Raw genomic sequence first — 15,979 nt, 5'->3', positions numbered from 1 at the left:
CCCCCGCCACAACTGGACGACAAACGGCAGGCAGGAGAGTGTCGCGGAGCACAGCTGGCGTCTTGCGGTCATGGCCATGCTTATGGAAAAGGATTTTCCGGAGCTTCATATGGATAAGGTGATCCGGATGTGCCTGATCCATGACTGGGGAGAGGCCTTAACCGGAGATATTCCGGCTTTTGAAAAGACAGGGGAGGACGAAGCGGTGGAGGATGAGGCTGTCCGGTCTCTCTTAGAGAGGCTGCCAGAGCATCTGAACGCTTCCGTCGCCCCTCTTTTTGAGGAAATGGCCCGTTGTGAGACAAAGGAGGCCAGACTTTGCAAAGCCCTTGATAAAATTGAAACCCTGATTCAGCATAATGAGGCCGGTACAAAGACCTGGCTGCCCCTGGAATATGATTTAAACCTGACCTATGGAAATGAAATCTGTGAGAGCTTTCAGGTGACAAGAAAGCTGCGGGATGAGGTCCGGCGGGATACCATGAGGCTGATGGAGGAAGAAAAACATGGGAATTGAATACCATACATATGAAATGTTAAAAAATCTTCGGAGAGCGCTTCATTATTGTCCGGAAAAGTCCGGCTGTGAAGAAAGGACCATGGATTTGTTAAAAGGCTTTCTAAGGCAGCATACAACTTTTAGGATCGTTGACTGTAACGGCTGGTTCTACGCTGTCCACCAGGAGGAGGGGGCTGAAAAAAGCGTGGCGTTTCGGGCAGATATGGATGCGATTAAGGGAGAAGACGGCAGGGTATTCCATGGCTGCGGACACGATGGACACAGCGCGGTGCTTGCCGGTCTCTGCCTTTTTGCTGAGGGGAAGAAGCTGGGAAGGAATGTCTATTTTCTATTTCAGCCGGCAGAGGAGACCGGTCAGGGAGGAGAGATGTGCAGCAGACTTTTAACGGAAAAGGGAATTGAAGAGGTCTACGCATTTCACAATTTACCGGGCTATCCTCTTGGTACGGTTGTGCTCCGGGAAGGGACTTTTGCCTGCGCCTCAAGGGGGATCATCCTCACCTTAAAAGGAAGGCAGTGCCATGCCGCTTACCCGGAGCAGGGGATAAATCCTGCCTGGCTGATCGGAGAACTGATCTGCCGCATTCCTGAATTTGCCGCACAGCCAGGTTATGAGGGCATGGTGCTTGCGACCATCATACAAGTGAAGGTTGGGGAAGAATCCTTTGGGGTCTCTCCTGGAGATGGAAAACTGGCGTTAACCCTGCGGGCGGAACGGCTTTCCGATTTGGAACGGTTTCAGGATTCCATCCGTACCTTTGCAGAAAAAAGGGCCGGGGAGCTTAAGATGGCCCTTCAGATTTCCGTTCGGGATGAATTTCCGGATACGGTCAATGATCCTGATATGGTAGAAGTATGCAGAAGACGGCTTAAAAAGAGAGGGATTCCCTGGATCGAAGCTTCTGCGCCCCTTCGCTGGTCCGAGGATTTTGGCTGGTATTTAAAGAAAGCAGGGGGGATGTATTTTGGTGTGGGGGCAGGAGAAGCATGCCCGGACCTTCATACCGCAGGCTACGAATTCCCCGATGAAGTCATGGAAACGGCTCTTGCCTCTTTGGAAGCGTTTCTGTAGAGAAAAAGCCAGGCCCTCCTCTTGACAAACAAATGCAAATAACGTAAAATCAACCATACGATCTTTTTATCAATTAAAAAGCAAGACGTTGAAGAGGACTAATAAGTGATGATGTATTCCAGAGAGAAGGCCGTACGCTGGAAGGCCTTTATACCGCTCATGACCCAACCTCCCTCGGAGTCCCGCAGCAAACTGCGGCGCTGTTCCAGCGTTAACGGATCGAAAAGTGAGTCATGGTATTTCGCTATGGCTAAATTGGGTGGCACCGCCGAGCTGTTCGGTCCCTTTTGCAGGGAACGGATGGCTCTTTTTAATGGAAGGAGAATTGTCATGGCAAAGGACAAGAAATTAGTAGAAGCCATCACATCCATGGATGTGGACTTCGCCCAGTGGTATACGGATGTTGTAAAGAAAGCGGAATTGATCGATTATTCCAGTGTAAAAGGCTGTATGGCCATTAAGCCTGCGGGCTATGCCATCTGGGAAAACATTCAGAAAGAACTTGACAGAAGGTTTAAGGAAGTAGGAGTTGAAAATGTTTATATGCCCATGTTCATTCCGGAAAGCCTTCTTGAAAAGGAAAAGAACCATGTAGAGGGATTTGCACCGGAGGTTGCATGGGTCACCTATGGAGGCATGGAACCGTTACAGGAAAGACTCTGTGTCAGACCTACCTCAGAAACCCTGTTCTGTGATTTTTACTCCAGAGATATCCAGTCTTACCGGGACCTTCCGAAGGTTTATAACCAGTGGTGTTCGGTCGTTCGCTGGGAAAAGACTACCAGACCGTTTTTGCGTTCCAGAGAGTTCCTGTGGCAGGAAGGCCATACGGCCCATGCGACCGCCGGGGAAGCAGAGGAAAGAACCGAACAGATGCTGCATTTATATGCGGATTTCTGTGAAGAAGTTCTGGCGATGCCTGTCATCCGCGGCCAGAAGACCGATAAGGAAAAATTTGCCGGAGCAGAGGCAACCTATACCATTGAAGCCCTGATGCATGATGGTAAGGCTCTTCAGTCAGGAACCAGCCATAACTTTGGAGATGGATTTGCAAAAGCGTTTGATATCCAGTATTCCGATAAGGAAAATAAGCTGCAGTACGTTCACCAGACTTCCTGGGGCATGACCACCAGACTGATCGGAGCCATCATCATGGTCCATGGTGATGACAACGGTCTTGTGCTTCCTCCCAGAATCGCTCCGACCCAGGTCATCATCGTTCCGGTCCAGCAGCAGAAGGAAGGCGTTCTTGAAAAGGCATATGAGTTAAAAACGGTTCTTTCTAATTATAAAGTAAAAGTTGACGATTCCGATAAGAGCCCCGGATGGAAGTTCAGCGAGTCAGAGATGCGCGGAATCCCGGTTCGTGTGGAAATCGGTCCGAGAGATATTGCTGAAAACCAGGCAGTCTTAGTGCGCCGGGATACCCATGAGAAAATCACCGTATCATTGGATGAATTGAACGAAAAAGTGGGCCGGCTGCTTGCTGACATCCAGATCGATATGTTTGAGCGTGCGCGTTTGCATCGGGATGAACACACCTATGAGGCCGTGGATATGGATACCTTTGTAAAGACCGTTGAGGAAAAACCAGGCTTTGTGAAGGCCATGTGGTGCGGATGCCAGGAGTGCGAGGATAAAATCAAGGAACTCACAGGAGCAACATCCCGCTGTATGCCGTTTAAGCAGGAAAAGCTGGCGGACACATGCATCTGCTGCGGAAAGCCTGCAGCAAAAATGGTTTACTGGGGCAGGGCCTATTAATAAAAGCAGGCAGGAAAGGAACACCAGGAGGTAGAAACGTGATAAAAATTCAGGTTCCGGATGCAGCAAAGAAGATCATCGAACAACTGAATACCCATGGATTTGAAGCTTATGTAGTGGGCGGGTGCGTGAGAGACAGTCTGCTGGGACGGACACCGGAAGACTGGGATATCACTACCTCTGCAAAGCCGGAACAGGTAAAAGAAATTTTTAACCGGACGGTTGATACAGGGATCCGGCATGGTACGGTTACGGTACTGATAGACCGCGGCGGATATGAAGTGACCACCTACCGCATAGACGGGGAATATGAGGATGGGCGCCATCCCAAATCCGTAGAATTTACAGGAAACCTGTCAGAGGATTTAAAACGCCGGGATTTTACCATCAATGCCATGGCTTACAACGACCGGGAAGGGCTTGTGGATGCATTTGGCGGGATAAAGGATTTAGAATGCCATATGATCCGCTGCGTGGGAAACGCCCTGGACCGGTTCAATGAGGATGCCTTAAGGATATTAAGAGCCATTCGCTTCTCTGCACAGCTTGATTTTGACATCGAACGGGAGACCAAAGAAGCGGTTTCGGTCATCGCTCCCAATATGGCTTTAGTCAGTAAGGAACGGATCCAGGTGGAGCTTACAAAGCTTCTCCTTTCCAGCCATCCGGAGCGGATCGCGGCTGTGTATGAAAGCGGGATAGGTCCTTATATTTCAGAGCATTTTGAGAATGCCGGAAAGCGGCTTTTGGAGACAGGCTGGATCCGGCTTCTGCCTCCCCAAAAGCATATGCGCTGGTCCGGCTTTTTGCGGATGGAAGCTCCCCAGGATGCGGTTCGGATTCTGCGGGATCTGAAGCTGGATAATGAAACAATCGATCATGTAAAAACACTGGTCAGCCTGTGGAAAACAGAAATTCCGGCCTATAAACCGGCCATCCGCAGGGTGATGAGCAGTCTGCCCCTGGGGCTTTTTGAGGACCTTTTGTGCTTCCAGATGATTTTCTGCAGGGAATCCTACAGGGAACAGTTAAAAATAGTGGAACAGTATTCAGAGGAAATCTTAAGAGATGGGGACTGCATCCGCTTAAGGGATATGGTGGTGACCGGCCGGGAATTAATTGAGGCAGGAATGAAGCCTGGGCCTGAAATCGGAGAGGTGCTAAACGGTCTGTTTGAGGTGGTTCTTAAGCAGCCGGAATGCAATAACAGGGAATATTTGATGAAATTAATAGAAAATTTAACATGAGTACAATGACGGGGTTCCTGTAACTTTCAAACGGATTCTGCATATTTTTTTCCACCTCTTCATACCCTAGAAGTAGCTGATGAGCTAAGAGTTGGAGGGGTGGTTGTGAACGAGAAATACGCAGAGGTGCTTTCGCAGTATGAGCTTGAAATTCAGGATGTGAAACGCGGCCGGGGCGCCTGGCTGTGTGATACGGATCAGGGGCTTAAACTGCTTCGGGAATATAAAGGAACCTTAAAGCGCCTGGAGTTTGAGGATCAGGTATTTTCACAAATGGAAGAAACCGGCCATTTAAACGTGGATCGTTACGTCAGGAATAAAGAAGGAGAACTCCTCTCTAGCGCCGAGGATGGAACCCGGTGGATTGTAAAAGACTGGTATGCAGACCGGGAATGCAACTTAAAGGACAGCAAAGAAGTACTATGCGCCATCGAACGGATTGCCCGTTTACATAAAATTCTGCGACGGATAGAATTCAAAGAAGAGTGGAACTTAGGGTCCATTTTAGTGCAGCTGCCGGCGGAAGAAATGGAACGCCACAACAGGGAGCTGGTCCGTGCCCGGACCTTTATCCGGAATAAAAGAAAAAAATCCGAATTTGAACTATGTGTCATGGGGAATTATGACATATTTTTTGAACAGGCCATGGAGGCCTGTAAAGGGATGACGGTATTTTGTGAAGACCGGGGGAGTGGGGAGGGGTATTTGTGCCACGGGGATTTGAACCAGCATCATATTCTGATGTGCTCCCATGATGTGGCGATCGTGGAATTTAACCGCATGCACAGAGGAATGCAGATGGAAGATTTATACCATTTCATGAGGAAAGCCATGGAAAAGCATGACTGGAATTTAAAACTTGGTATGGCCATGCTGGAGACCTATGCAAAGGTTCTCTCTCTTTCGGATGCAGATAGGACCTGCCTATACTTTTTGTTTTTATATCCTGAGAAATACTGGAAGCAGATCAACTTCTATTACAATGCAAATAAGGCGTGGATTCCCGCCCGGAATATTGAAAAGCTTAAGGATTTAGAGATTCAGCAGCCTATGCGGAATCTTTTCCTGTCAAAAATAAAATAATGGAAATACGCTTTTCTTTTATCCTGTTATGATTTATAATAACCATAACAAAAATGGAGAGAAGGGAGTATTTTGCTTATGAAGGAATACAAGAGTATATACGAAGAATGGCTTTCAAACCCATACTTCGACGAGGCGACAAAGGAAGAACTCCGCGCGATCGCAGATGATGAAAATGAGATTAAAGAGCGTTTCTATCAGGATTTGGAATTTGGTACCGCTGGTTTAAGAGGCGTCATCGGCGCCGGCATTAACCGCATGAACATCTATGTGGTAAGAAGAGCGACCCAGGGGCTTGCAAATTATATTATAAAACAGGGCGGCGCCGATAAAGGCGTGGCTATCGCATACGACTCCAGGCATATGTCACCGGAGTTTGCAGAGGAGGCTGCGTTAACGCTGGCTGCTAACGGAATCAAGGCATATAAATTCGAATCCCTGCGTCCAACGCCGGAGCTTTCCTTTGCGGTAAGAGAATTAGGCTGTATTGCCGGCATTAACATTACAGCCAGCCATAATCCGCCGGAATATAACGGATACAAGGTATACTGGGAGGATGGCGCCCAGTTCACCCCGCCTCATGACAAAGGGGTAACGGCTGAGGTTTTGGCTATAACGGATATTTCCACGGTTAAGACAACGACAGCAGAGGCTGCAAAGGCAGCAGGCAAATACGAGATTATCGGAGCCTCTGTGGATGATAAATACATTGCCCATGTAAAGGCTCAGGTGGTGAATCAGGGCGCGATCGATCGAATGCAGGACGGTATTAAGGTGGTCTATACTCCTCTCCATGGTACAGGCAATCTTCCTGCAAGAAGAGCATTAAAGGAGATCGGATTTACCCATGTATATGTGGTACCGCAGCAGGAACTGCCGGATGGTGATTTCCCAACGGTCAGCTATCCCAATCCGGAAGCGGAAGAAGCGTTTGAACTGGGTCTTGCGCTTGCAAAGGAAAAGGATGCGGATCTGGTTTTGGCAACGGATCCGGATGCGGACCGTCTCGGGGTGTATGTAAAGGATGGGAAATCAGGCGAATACATTCCTTTAACCGGCAATATGTCAGGCTCTCTTCTGTGTGAATATGTGTTGAGCCAGAAGAAGGAAAGAGGAGAGATTCCGGTAGATGGCCAGGTAGTGAAATCCATCGTTACCACCAATCTGGTGGATGCAGCAGCCCGGGCTTATGGCTGTGAACTCATTGAGGTATTGACCGGCTTCAAATACATCGGTCAGCAGATTTTAAAGGAAGAGACCACCGGCCACGGAACGTATCTGTTTGGCCTGGAGGAGAGCTATGGATGCCTGATCGGAACCTATGCCCGCGATAAGGATGCCATTTCCGCAACGGCCGCACTGTGCGAAGCTGCGGCTTATTATAAGATTAAAGGCATGACCTTATGGGATGCCATGATAGCCATGTATGAGAAATACGGCTATTATAAGGATGCGGTAAAATCCATCGGACTTAAGGGCATCGAAGGCCAGAAGAAGATCAAAGCCATCATGGAGACCATGCGGGGTGAAACGCCGCTGTCTGTCGGCGGGTATAAGGTCCTTTCCGCCAGAGATTATAAACTGGATACGGTTAAAGATATGAGTACCGGAGAAACCGTACCTACCGGACTTCCCCAGTCTGATGTGCTTTATTATGATTTGACCGACGGCGCATGGCTGTGCGTAAGGCCATCGGGAACAGAGCCGAAAATCAAATTCTACTATGGTATTAAGGGAACTTCCATGGCAGATGCAGATGAGAAGTCTGCGAAGCTGGGAGAAGCCGTTATGGCCATGGTGGATAAGATGATGTAAGAGATCGTGTTACATAAAAGAAAGGTGTGGATTGGCTCCCAGGACAATCCACACCTTTCTTTTCCTTATTTACGCGGGCAATGAGCCAAACGAACATGTTTTTTGGGCAGGGCCCGCTCCGCTTTGTCGGGCGTAAAGGTATACCAGCAGGGTGTTTTCAGGATTTTCTGTATTTTTTAGAATATTCCTTTAATTCCCTTAAAGCTTCTCCGAACAGCCGTGAGGAAGCAGTAGGGTTCCTGCGAAGGATCCCCTTACGGTAAAATGTTAATCGGTTTGTTAATTTCTCTTTGGCTTCTGTCAGGGACTGAAGGCGTTCCACCAAGGCGGATTCCTTTAGGGCACTGGCAGTTTCAGCTTTCAGGGAGGATATCTTTACTAAAGTTTCGTCCTTTAAGGTAGCTGCTTTCTGAATGGTTCCGGTCCGCAGTTCGGATACCTTCTGGGCGGTTTCCGCCTTTAACAGGGCCATCTGTACCTGGACTTCTTCCAGCTCGGCCTTTAATTTTGTCATGGATTCCAGTATACGGCCAAGGTCCAGGGCTTCCCTGGTGGAATGTATGGCATCGGCGGTAAATAGGATACCGGTCACAATGACAAGAGCGATGCATACCGTTGCACTCAAGCGAAGGATCAGCCATTCCACCGGGCGGTGGATAACTTCCGTAAGCAGTATGGTGAGAAGGCCCCAGGCGATGGAGGTTCCCAGACAGATATACCCGTTTAAGTTGAAGGGATTGTTGCTGTAATCCCAGTATTTCATTTTAAACAGCCGTTCCATAACATAGCCGGTTATGTACTCCAGAAGGGAGGCGCCTGCCATTCCGAAGAGGAACACCAGGAGTAAATTGCCCTTTACCGGCAGGGAAAGCCAAAGCATGATGATCGCCCCGCTTCCATACAGGGGAAGAAGAGGGAGACGGAGAAAACCGCGGTTGACAAAATGAAAGCTTCTTAGGGAAACGTAAGTCGATTCGATGATCCAGCCAATGAAGCAATAAATGAAAAAAAACAGCAGCCACTGATACCATGTGTATACGTACATAAGCATAACCCTTTCTTTCACTGATCCATGTTGGATTTATCATAAACGTTTTTGTCGAATTTTGCAACTGGAAAGAATATGTTTCTTGCCTGGAACCAGGGAAAAAATAATTGCATAAAGAAATGGGATATGTTACCATGGTGATATGGAACAATCGTGTCACTGCAAGGGCGTTGGCCTTCCATCCTACATAGATGGGAGGTGGTGCGGATGAATCTTGACTTTAAGGACTTAATGGCCTTTGGTATGTTCATAATCGCATTGCTTACTTTTATTTTTAATAACCGTAAGTAACGTTTTTTAAAGCCTGGAGACAGGCATAGAAAAACCACCCTTGTAAACTTTGGCGAGTGAAAAAGGTGGTAATTCTGCTTCATATACTGGCCAACCCCTTGTAGAGGGGCGGTTGTTCCTTTTGTAATTCCAATATAACATATTTTATGTGTGTTTGCAATATCTGCTTCTATTATTTTTGCGTCTGCCATTTTCTGATGTATGAGCATTATGTCAATAAAAACCTGAAATATACTGTTTCCCAAATGAACAGAAAGGAAGAAGGCCGAGAGCTGGCTTTATTAAAAAAATGGCTGAAGAAATGAAAAAGGCTCACATTAAAGTGGGCTTTTTGCTTGCCTTAATTGATTCTGTCATGTAGAATTATGATGTTTCATATAAAACGGTGTAAATTTGTTTCAAACCGTAAACCGCTGTGAAGAAAAAGATAAAGTAACTACATAGATAAAGGAGTTATTAAATGAGCATATTAAACGTAGAACATCTGACACATGGATTTGGGGACCGTGCCATTTTTCAGGATGTATCCTTCCGGCTGTTAAAGGGAGAACACATTGGCCTGATTGGAGCCAACGGAGAAGGCAAATCCACATTTATGAATATCATAACCGGAAAATTACAGCCGGATGAGGGAAAAGTGGAATGGTCCAAACGGGTCCGGGCCGGATATTTGGACCAGCACACGGTGCTGGAAAAGGGAATGACCATCCGGGATGTGTTAAAAAGTGCCTTTGCGTTCCTGTATCAGATGGAAGAGCAGATGAACGGAATCTGTGACAGCATGGGAGAAGCCGATGAGGAAACCATGGCATCCATGATGGAGGAACTGGGAACCATTCAGGATCTTTTAATGGCTCACGATTTCTATATCATCGACTCAAAGGTGGAAGAGGTGGCAAGGGCTCTTGGGCTGAGCGACATGGGCCTGGACAAAGACGTAACGGAATTAAGCGGCGGTCAGAGGACCAAAGTCCTGCTGGGAAAACTTCTGTTGGAAAAACCGGACATTCTTCTTCTGGACGAGCCTACCAACTATCTGGATGTACAGCATATCGAATGGCTGAAGCGCTATCTTCAGGAATATGAAAATGCGTTTATCCTGATTTCCCATGACATTCCATTTTTAAACAGTGTGGTCAACATCATTTATCATATGGAAAACCAGAGTCTGGACCGTTATGTGGGTGATTATGAGAAGTTTCAGGAGGTTTATGCGGTGAAGCGGGCCCAGTTAGAGGCCGCTTACAAACGCCAGCAGCAGGAAATCGCGGAGCTGGAGGATTTTGTTGCCCGCAACAAGGCCCGTGTCTCCACCAGGAATATGGCCATGTCCAGGCAGAAAAAGCTGGATAAGATGGAAGTGATCGAACTTTCAAAGGACAAGCCAAAGCCGGAATTTCATTTTATGGAAGCCCGTACTGCCGGAAAATGCATCTTTGAAACTGCGGATATGGTGATCGGCTATGAGGAACCTTTGTCCAGACCATTGAATCTATGTATGGAACGCGGCGAGAAGGTGGTTCTTGCCGGTGCGAACGGCATCGGTAAAACCACACTGTTAAAGAGCATACTTGGCCTTGTCCCGGCTCTTAACGGAAATGTGGAGCTTGGGGATTACCTTTCCATCGGCTATTTCGAGCAGGAGATGGTACCCGGCAACACCACAACCTGTATTGAAGAAATATGGAAGGAGTTCCCTTCCTATACTCAGTATCAGGTGCGGTCAGCCCTGGCAAAATGCGGTCTGACCACCAAGCATATCGAGAGCCAGGTGCGGGTGCTCAGCGGCGGTGAGCAGGCAAAGGTGAGATTATGTAAACTTCTTAACCGGGAGACCAATGTTCTCCTTTTGGACGAGCCGACCAACCATCTGGATGTGGAGGCAAAGGAAGAATTAAAACGTGCCTTAAAAGAGTACAGGGGCAGCATTCTTTTGATCTGCCATGAACCGGATTTCTACGAGGGCCTTGCAACCAGGGTTTTGGACTGCAGGGAATGGGCGTTAAAATTATCCTGACATGCCGTAAAAACAAAATTAGGGTCCGGAACCTTTAAAAAGGCCCGAACCCCGATTTTAAAATGTAACTATTGGGAATGGTAGGTATAATAAAAGTAGAAAATGTCTTATTAGGGGGGCCGGACGGCGCGAGCCGTCCGGTATGAGTATGAAAAAGCTTTGTGATTTCAAGTAAGTTACTTGAAACAAAAGGCCCGTCATCCTTTCGGATAACGTATTTTTAGTATACGCAGAAAATGTGACGAAAATGTGTACCACACATTAAAAAAACATAAATATAATAAAAATAAAAAAAACCCTTTAAAAACAGGGGGTTATTGTATATAATAAGATAGAAACTGCGACTTCATTTACGAATTACACATAAATTTGAAGATAAAGGAAACTCTGGGAACAGGAGGAATGATGATTATGATGTCCAATGATATTGGAATCGATTTAGGTACAGCCAGCATACTGGTCTATATTAAGGGAAAGGGAGTAGTATTAAAAGAACCTTCCGTTGTAGCCATTGACCGTGACACTAATAAAATCAAAGCCATTGGAGAGGAAGCCCGTTTGATGATCGGCAGAACGCCGGGCAATATCGTGGCGGTAAGACCTCTGCGCCAGGGAGTTATTTCTGACTATACCGTTACGGAAAAGATGCTTAAATATTTTATTAACAAAGCGGTGGGAAAAAAGACCTTAAGAAAGCCAAGAATCAGTGTCTGCATCCCAAGCGGAGCCACTGAGGTTGAGAAGAAGGCAGTAGAGGATGCGACCTATCAGGCAGGAGCCAGAGAGGTATCGATCATTGAGGAACCGGTCGCAGCTGCCATTGGCGCAGGAATCGACATTGCTAAGGCCTGCGGTAATATGATCGTGGATATCGGCGGGGGAACCTCTGATATTGCAGTTATTTCCCTTGGAGGTACGGTAGTAAGCACTTCTATTAAGGTTGCCGGTGATGATTTCGATGAGGCTCTTGTTCGTTACATGCGTAAGAAGCATAACCTTTTGATCGGTGAAAGAACGGCCGAGGAAATCAAGATTAACATCGGTGCAGCATACAGAAGACCAGAGGTCCTGACCATGGAAGTCCGGGGGCGCAACCTTGTTACCGGTCTGCCAAAGACTATTGTAGTTACTTCGGACGAGACCCTGGATGCTTTAAAAGAACCGGCTATGCAGATCGTAGATGCCGTTCATAACGTGCTGGAGAGGACTCCGCCGGAACTGGCAGCCGATATTTTTGACCGCGGCATCGTACTTACCGGCGGCGGCTCCCTTTTAAGCGGATTAGATGCCCTGATCGAGGAAAAGACAGGGATCACGACTATGATCGCAGAGGACCCGCTTACTGCTGTGGCCATCGGTACGGGTAAATTTATTGAATTCACCCATGGCGGAGATAGTAAAACAGAATTTTAACCGAAGGAGCGGGGCTGATATCAGTCCTGCAGAAGGTTGGCAGGACTGCTGAAAGGACAACCCTGGCGGTATCGTAAGATTCCGGCAGGGTTGGTTTTGCGGCGGTCCGCTTGCATTTACGGGAGGAGCCATGGCAACAGTCTGCGGATTTGTAGAGAAAATTAAATACAGGAACGAGGACAATGGGTACACGGTCTTAAGCCTTGTAAATGAAGGGGAAGAGTATACGCTTGTTGGAAATTTCCACTATATCAGCGAAGGAGAGCTGATCGAGGTTTCAGGGGCCATGACCGAGCATCCGGTTTATGGAGAGCAGATGACCGTGGAGAGCTATGAGATCAAGGCTCCCGAGGATACTGCGGCCATGGAACGGTACCTGGGATCAGGGGCCATCAAAGGAATCGGAGCGGCGCTGGCGGCCAGAATCGTCCGCCGTTTCAAAGCCGACACCTTCCGCATCATGGAGGAGGAGCCGGAACGCCTTTCCGAAATAAAGGGGATCAGCGAAAAGCTGGCCATGTCCATATCCGGGCAGGTGGAAGAGAAGAAAGAGATGCGCCAGGCCATGATGTTCCTGCAGGAATATGGAATTTCCATGAATCTGGCGGTGAAGATCTATCAGGAGTACGGCCCCAGGCTTTATGGGGTACTTAAGGAGAATCCTTACCAGATGGCGGATGACATTCCCGGCGTGGGGTTTAAAATGGCCGATGAGATTGCCAGAAGAGTGGGGATTTTCACAGATTCGGATTTCCGGATCAAATGCGGAGTGCTTTATACCCTTTTACAGGCTGCGGGAAACGGCCATACCTATCTCCCGGAAGAGGAGCTTTTGGCGCAGGCTTCGGAGCTCCTTAAGGTGGAGCAGCAATTCATCGAAAAGCATCTGATGGATATGCAGTTGGATAAGCGCCTTGTCATCCGTGAAAGTTCAGGAAAACGCATCGTCTATGCTTCCCAATATTATTACATGGAATTGAATGTGGCTAAAATGCTTCATGATTTGAACATCAAAGGCCGCATGCCGGAAGAGGATATCCGGAATAATCTTTTAAAGATCCAGAAGGAAGAGCAGATCGAACTGGACGAAAAACAGGTCCAGGCGGTTGTAGAAGCGGTTAACAGCGGTCTTCTCATCATCACCGGAGGGCCTGGTACAGGTAAGACGACAACTATCAACACCATCATCCGTTTTTTTGAAAGCGAGGAAATGGAGATCCTCCTGGCGGCGCCCACCGGCCGGGCAGCCAAGCGGATGACAGAGGCCACCGGATATGAGGCAAGGACCATCCACCGGCTTTTAGAGCTGTCCGGTGTTCCCGGAGATGAGCGTTCCGTAGGAATGCATTTTGAGAGGAATGAAGAAAATCCACTGGACGCCGATGCGGTGATCATTGATGAGACCTCCATGGTGGATATCCACCTGATGCAGTCTCTTTTAAAGGCGGTCAATCCGGGAACCAGGCTCATTCTGGTCGGAGATGTGAATCAGCTGCCCAGTGTCGGACCAGGAAACGTGCTTCGGGATATGATCGGTTCCGGCTGTTTTAATGTAGTTATGTTAACTAAGATCTTCCGCCAGGCCACCCAGAGTGACATCGTGGTCAACGCCCATAAAATAAATGCGGGAGAACAGGTTTCTCTGGGCAAAAAGAGCAATGATTTTCTCTTTATCAGGAGAGAAGATCCCAATGCGATCATCAATGCCATGATTACGCTGGTCCGGAATAAGCTTCCCGGTTATGTCCATGCAGATACCTATGATATCCAGATTATGACGCCCATGAGAAAAGGGGCCATAGGCGTGGAGCGGCTCAATGCCATCTTACAGGAGTATTTGAATCCTCCGGCAGAAGGAAAGCCTGAAAAAGAAGCCGGAGGGGTTACTTACCGGGTCGGCGATAAGGTCATGCAGATCAAGAACAATTATAACATTGAGTGGGAGGTCCGGAACCGGTATGGGATTCCCATGGAAAAGGGGACGGGAATCTACAATGGGGATATCGGCATCATCCGGGAGATCAACAGCTTTGCCGAGCTGGTGACGGTGGAATTTGACGAAAGCCGTATGGTGGATTACAGCTTTAAACAGCTGGAGGAACTGGAGCTTGCCTATGCCATTACCATCCATAAGTCCCAGGGAAGCGAATACCCGGCCGTGGTGATCCCGGTTTTTTCCGGGCCCAAAATGCTCATGACCAGAAACCTGATTTATACTGCGGTCACCCGGGCCCGGGCCTGTGTCTGTCTGGTTGGAATGCCGGAGATATTTCAGGAAATGGTGTGCAACGAAATGGAACAGCGCAGGTATTCCGGTTTAAAGGAACGAATCTGCGAAATCAACGAACTTTAATTCTCCGGGCAGACGGAATTTTATTTTCGGCCTGCCCGTCCGACAATTCTATTCTTTCCAGGAGAATCATTACATGAACCCTTATTTTTTTATTGATCTGTTGTTTCCCAGGCGCTGTCCGGTCTGTGACGGGATCGTCATGCCTAAGGGCAGGCTGATCTGCCCGGAATGTGTGAAAAAATTATCGTTTGTAAAAGATCCGGTCTGCAAGCGCTGCGGGAAGGAAGTCATAAGTGCTGATATCGAATACTGTTTTGACTGCGTCCGGCATAAGCGGACCTTTGAATATGGCAGAGCACTGGTGAATTATGATGAAATCGCCAGAAGTTCCATGGCGAAAATAAAATATAAGAACAAGCGGGAATATCTGGATTTTTATGGGGAAGCAATATGCGCCCGTTATGAAAAGCAGATCCGGCGCATGGAGGCAGATGTCCTTGTTCCGGTTCCGGTCCACCCTTCCCGAAGGAGGGAGAGGGGATTTAACCAGGCCGAGCTTTTGGCCCGCCGCATAGGAGAGCGGCTTGAAATTCCCGTATGTCCGCAAATGCTGGCCAGAAATAAAAAAACCGTACCGCAGAAGGGGCTTGACCCGGCCGGCAGGCTTAAGAATCTGGAAGAAGCCTTTTTGGCAGGGGAGCCTTTAAAAGGGGTGGAAGGGGTGATCCTGGTGGATGACATTTATACCACAGGAAGCACCATAGAAGCCTGTACCCGGGCTCTTAAAAAGGCAGGAGTGAAGAATGTTTATTTCCTGACGATTTGTATTGGACGAGGTCAATAGATTGATGTATGATAACATAAGATAAGAGCAATCAGCCCCAGGAGGAAAAAATATGATGATCAGAACCGCAGAGGAAAAGGATATGCCGGCACTGCTGGACATTTATAACTACGAGGTGGCACATGGACTGGCTACCTTTGATTTAAATCCCAAAGCCATGGACGAGCGGCTGGTTTGGTTTCGGGAGCACAATGTGGGGAACCATCCTTTGATCGTAGCAGAAGAGGATGGGAAAGCGGTCGGCTACGCCAGCCTGTCTTCTTACCGGCCCAAGGAGGCCTATAAGGCTACGGTGGAACTGTCCGTATACATAGATAAGGATTACCGCCGCAGGGGAATAGCCGGGAAACTGGCGTCAGCCATACTTGAGATTGCAAAGGAACGGGATGACATCCATACGGTCGTTTCCGTTATTACAGGCGGAAACGAGGCCAGCATCCGCCTTCATGAGCAGTTGGGATTTGTTCACTGCGGAACCATAAAGGAAGTGGGCGTGAAGTTCGGAAGGATGCTGGATATTGAGAATTATCAGATGTTGGTATAGTTACGGAAACAGGTGAGATAAAAAGGAG

13 protein-coding genes are annotated in these 15,979 nt (G+C 48.0%); 12 read left to right on the top strand and 1 reads right to left on the bottom strand.

The genetic code is table 11. The features are described 5' to 3' along the window. The 6 genes from BQ9856_RS24720 to BQ9856_RS04750 all read left to right on the top strand — a co-directional run. On the top strand, positions 1-517 hold a 517-nt coding region (locus BQ9856_RS24720), incomplete at its 5' end, for an HD domain-containing protein (RefSeq protein ID WP_200801249.1). Continuing rightward, positions 507-1,592: a M20 metallopeptidase family protein gene (locus tag BQ9856_RS04770; RefSeq protein ID WP_077609947.1), complete on the top strand. Its 1,086-nt coding sequence runs from the start codon at positions 507-509 to the stop codon at positions 1,590-1,592. The genes BQ9856_RS24720 and BQ9856_RS04770, both read left to right, overlap by 11 nt. Before the next feature lie 330 nt (positions 1,593-1,922). Then, positions 1,923-3,356, top strand: a complete 1,434-nt coding sequence (gene proS, locus BQ9856_RS04765) for a proline--tRNA ligase (protein WP_077610042.1) — start codon at positions 1,923-1,925, stop codon at positions 3,354-3,356. Between the two features lie 38 nt (positions 3,357-3,394). Beyond that, entirely contained in the window at positions 3,395-4,603 is a 1,209-nt protein-coding gene (locus tag BQ9856_RS04760; RefSeq protein WP_442855474.1) for a CCA tRNA nucleotidyltransferase, read from the top strand. A gap of 105 nt (positions 4,604-4,708) precedes the next feature. Next, a complete protein-coding gene (locus BQ9856_RS04755) occupies positions 4,709-5,686 on the top strand; it encodes a spore coat protein CotS (RefSeq protein WP_077609946.1) in 978 nt (325 codons plus the stop codon). A 78-nt stretch (positions 5,687-5,764) separates the two neighbouring features. Beyond that, positions 5,765-7,501 carry a phospho-sugar mutase gene (locus tag BQ9856_RS04750; RefSeq protein WP_077609945.1) on the top strand — a complete coding sequence of 579 codons (1,737 nt, stop codon included), beginning with the start codon at positions 5,765-5,767 and terminating at the stop codon, positions 7,499-7,501. A gap of 157 nt (positions 7,502-7,658) precedes the next feature. On the opposite strand, the gene BQ9856_RS04745 is transcribed toward BQ9856_RS04750, so the two are convergent. Next, a complete protein-coding gene (locus tag BQ9856_RS04745) occupies positions 7,659-8,546 on the bottom strand; it encodes a putative ABC transporter permease (protein WP_077610040.1) in 888 nt (295 codons plus the stop codon). 210 nt (positions 8,547-8,756) lie between these two features. Here BQ9856_RS04745 and BQ9856_RS25110 point away from each other — a divergent pair, with 210 nt between their 5' ends. From BQ9856_RS25110 to BQ9856_RS04720, 6 genes are all read left to right on the top strand, one after another. After that, positions 8,757-8,840: a putative holin-like toxin gene (locus BQ9856_RS25110; protein WP_328587230.1), complete on the top strand. Its 84-nt coding sequence runs from the start codon at positions 8,757-8,759 to the stop codon at positions 8,838-8,840. Positions 8,841-9,300: 460 nt separating this feature from the next. Further along, positions 9,301-10,857 carry an ABC-F family ATP-binding cassette domain-containing protein gene (locus tag BQ9856_RS04740; RefSeq protein WP_077609944.1) on the top strand — a complete coding sequence of 519 codons (1,557 nt, stop codon included), beginning with the start codon at positions 9,301-9,303 and terminating at the stop codon, positions 10,855-10,857. A gap of 411 nt (positions 10,858-11,268) precedes the next feature. Continuing rightward, the gene (locus tag BQ9856_RS04735) at positions 11,269-12,270 is read left to right on the top strand and encodes a rod shape-determining protein (RefSeq protein WP_442855483.1); all 1,002 of its coding nucleotides are present in this window, start codon (positions 11,269-11,271) and stop codon (positions 12,268-12,270) included. 130 nt (positions 12,271-12,400) lie between these two features. After that, complete coding sequence (gene recD2, locus BQ9856_RS04730; protein ID WP_077609942.1) at positions 12,401-14,623, top strand: SF1B family DNA helicase RecD2; 2,223 nt, start codon at positions 12,401-12,403, stop codon at positions 14,621-14,623. Positions 14,624-14,696: 73 nt separating this feature from the next. Further along, positions 14,697-15,407, top strand: a complete 711-nt coding sequence (locus BQ9856_RS04725) for a ComF family protein (protein WP_077609941.1) — start codon at positions 14,697-14,699, stop codon at positions 15,405-15,407. 52 nt (positions 15,408-15,459) lie between these two features. Then, positions 15,460-15,951, top strand: coding sequence for a GNAT family N-acetyltransferase (locus BQ9856_RS04720; protein WP_077609940.1), 492 nt, complete (start codon positions 15,460-15,462; stop codon positions 15,949-15,951). Positions 15,952-15,979 lie beyond the last annotated feature (28 nt).

The organism is Clostridium sp. Marseille-P2415 (genome assembly GCF_900155545.1).
Classification (GTDB): domain Bacteria; phylum Bacillota; class Clostridia; order Lachnospirales; family Lachnospiraceae; genus Lacrimispora.
The sequence above is the reverse complement of the archived record's forward strand: the minus strand, read 5'-3'. Positions and strand labels throughout refer to the sequence as shown.

What these genes read in the sequence shown, in the direction of transcription:
- BQ9856_RS25110 (WP_328587230.1), top strand. Translation starts at nt 8,757, where the DNA reads ATGAATCTTGACTTTAAGGACTTAATGGCCTTTGGTATGTTCATAATC.
- BQ9856_RS04725 (WP_077609941.1), top strand. Translation starts at nt 14,697, where the DNA reads ATGAACCCTTATTTTTTTATTGATCTGTTGTTTCCCAGGCGCTGTCCG.
- recD2 (WP_077609942.1), top strand. Translation starts at nt 12,401, where the DNA reads ATGGCAACAGTCTGCGGATTTGTAGAGAAAATTAAATACAGGAACGAG.
- BQ9856_RS04735 (WP_442855483.1), top strand. Translation starts at nt 11,269, where the DNA reads ATGATGTCCAATGATATTGGAATCGATTTAGGTACAGCCAGCATACTG.
- BQ9856_RS04720 (WP_077609940.1), top strand. Translation starts at nt 15,460, where the DNA reads ATGATGATCAGAACCGCAGAGGAAAAGGATATGCCGGCACTGCTGGAC.
- BQ9856_RS04745 (WP_077610040.1), bottom strand. Translation starts at nt 8,546, where the DNA reads ATGTACGTATACACATGGTATCAGTGGCTGCTGTTTTTTTTCATTTAT.
- BQ9856_RS04740 (WP_077609944.1), top strand. Translation starts at nt 9,301, where the DNA reads ATGAGCATATTAAACGTAGAACATCTGACACATGGATTTGGGGACCGT.
- proS (WP_077610042.1), top strand. Translation starts at nt 1,923, where the DNA reads ATGGCAAAGGACAAGAAATTAGTAGAAGCCATCACATCCATGGATGTG.
- BQ9856_RS04750 (WP_077609945.1), top strand. Translation starts at nt 5,765, where the DNA reads ATGAAGGAATACAAGAGTATATACGAAGAATGGCTTTCAAACCCATAC.
- BQ9856_RS04770 (WP_077609947.1), top strand. Translation starts at nt 507, where the DNA reads ATGGGAATTGAATACCATACATATGAAATGTTAAAAAATCTTCGGAGA.